Genomic DNA, 2,288 nt, shown 5'->3' with positions numbered 1-2,288 from the left:
CATGTACGAAGGGTAGGATGATACGAGAGATGGCGCATCAGTTGTGACGTTACATCTTCCACGCATGAGCCGCCACAGAAATAAACGCTCATCAGCGAACGGACTATCTCGCTGAACTGATATCCGATGATACTGCGGCATCTCTGACCCAGTGTTGAGTCGATAACGGGTGAAAGCATGGAGTCAAATTTCTCCATGATTGAAAAAATTCCTCCAAAAGGTGTGAGTTTTTCGAATTTTATTTGTACCTTTGCAGCGCCTTGTTACGATTTTCGCTTGTTTTCTAATTGCAACACTAAGATAAGTGAAAAATCTGACATGGCAAAATCCTGGGCAACTTTTTGTTGCTGTAACTACTCAGCACCCCTATAGAAAACTTCTCGTTAATAAATCATAAACTTGATTTTGCTTATTTTCTTCATCATTACAAACTTTTTAATGATTGAGTCGATGAGGACGTAGGCTGTTTAAAACAGTTCATTTAACGAGTTCTTTTCCGATGATGCCTCCAACATGTCTCCTTTGTCTATTATCGCCCTTCAACAGATTATCTGCCAGGAGATGCGTTTTTGCATTCCCCGTAAGTCAAAAGTCTGCGTTAAGGGATGTAAATCGTGATTTTGCCATGTGGAGAAAAATGCTTATCTTTGCACCAAAAAATGGCAAGCGACTGTACTGACATAAATGTTGTTTTGCGCCAGATAAACCAGCGTCTGCGCAAACTTGAGAAGTCCGACTCCGAGAAGACTGAGGAGATCGGACGCCTCAACCGTGTCATTAACCAGAAGGACGTGGAGATACATAATCTAAAGACAGAACTTGCTTCCACAAAGGCAGAACTTGCCGTTGCTAAAGAGCGTATCAAGGAACTCGAGGAAACTGATGACGATACATCAAGTACGCCAGGAAAGCCCGAGAAAAACAGCAGTAACAGCAGTATCCCTCCATCCCAAGAAAGTATCGCTTCCCGTGAGCTGCGCAGGACAAAGTCTCTTCGCAAGCCAAGCGGAAAGCCAAGCGGTGGACAGCCTGGCCACAAGGGTCACACACTGCAGACTATAGCAGAACCAGACGTAATTGTAAAGCACGAACCAGTCTATTGTAAATGCTGTGGTCGGCTCTTGATTGATATACCATGCCAGAAGATCCGTAAGACACAAATTGTTGATATCAAGGTGGTCGTAGAGACCTGCGAGGAACAGTATTACGAGAAGGTCTGTGAATGCGGTTGCGTAAACAACTGCGAAGCTCCCAACTGTCGTATCAAGTATGGTGACAATCTCCGTGCACTGGTGACATACCTCAATGTAGTGCAATGTATTCCGTTCAAAAGGATTGCAGAACTTATATCCGACCTGTCCGGCCAGAATATAAGTGAGGGAACAGTGCAGAACATACTCAAAGAGAATAGCGGCAAGGCAGACAGTGCATACGAGGAAATACGCAAGAGGCTGGAAACAGCGTCTGTCGTAGGAGCCGATGAAACAGGTGCTGCGGTAGGAAAGCATCTGCATTGGAACTGGATATTCCAGAACGACCTGCTTACATACGTGTTCCAGTCAGAATCGCGAGGTCAGAAGGCCATAGATTCCAAGTTTCCAAAGGGACTTCCCTATTCGACACTTGTGACAGACAGACACCAGAGCTACTTCAAGATGAATGTTAAGGATCATCAGGTCTGTCTGGCACATCTCCTTAGGAATGCAGAGTATCTGAACGAATTGGATTCAAACCAGAACTGGTCACGGAGATTCATCCAACTGATAGAACACTCTATAAATCTCAGAAGAGAGGGCAACATTACCTCTAGAAAGATAAAGGTACTGAAGACAAAAATGAAGAACCTCTTGGGTGAAAGCCTCACGCATTTAGATAACGAGTTTGAGAAATTCAAGAGAGGTATCCTTAAAGTCAAAGACTACCTATTTACCTTTCTCTCCAATCCAAGTGTGCCTTACGAGAACAATGCCAGTGAGCGGGGAGTTAGGAAAATCAAGATAAAGCAGAAAGTCAGCGGTTGCTTCCGAACAGACAGCGGTGCCGATGATTTTGCCAAGTTGCACTCCATTGCTGAAACTGCTATGAAGAACGGAAATTCTAAATTCAATGCAATTCTTGCTGTAGTACAACAGTAAGACGATTACTCATGCCCATAGGGGTGCTGATTCCTAAGACATAGCCAAATTTTTGAGCAGCTTTTTATGTTAATAAATATAAAAGAGGCGTTTTGGAGCATACAGGCACTAAAATATCGGTAGCAGAAATGGTCAAAAATGACATTTCTGTTA

General features: G+C 43.7%; 1 protein-coding gene and 1 pseudogene. One reads left to right on the top strand and one right to left on the bottom strand.

The features are described from left to right. Positions 1-197: pseudogene (locus tag EXN75_RS17255) on the bottom strand (IS1380 family transposase); the annotation flags it as partial. A 462-nt stretch (positions 198-659) separates the two neighbouring features. Here EXN75_RS17255 and tnpC point away from each other — a divergent pair. After that, complete coding sequence (gene tnpC, locus EXN75_RS17250) at positions 660-2,135, top strand: IS66 family transposase (RefSeq protein WP_134844742.1); 1,476 nt, start codon at positions 660-662, stop codon at positions 2,133-2,135. Positions 2,136-2,288: the final 153 nt, after the last annotated feature.

The organism is Segatella hominis, from assembly GCF_004535825.1.
Taxonomy (GTDB): Bacteria; Bacteroidota; Bacteroidia; order Bacteroidales; family Bacteroidaceae; genus Prevotella; species Prevotella hominis.
Note: the sequence above shows the minus strand (reverse complement) of the source record. Positions and strands in the feature narration are given on the sequence as shown.

What these genes read in the sequence shown, in the direction of transcription:
- tnpC (WP_134844742.1), top strand. Translation starts at nt 660, where the DNA reads ATGGCAAGCGACTGTACTGACATAAATGTTGTTTTGCGCCAGATAAAC.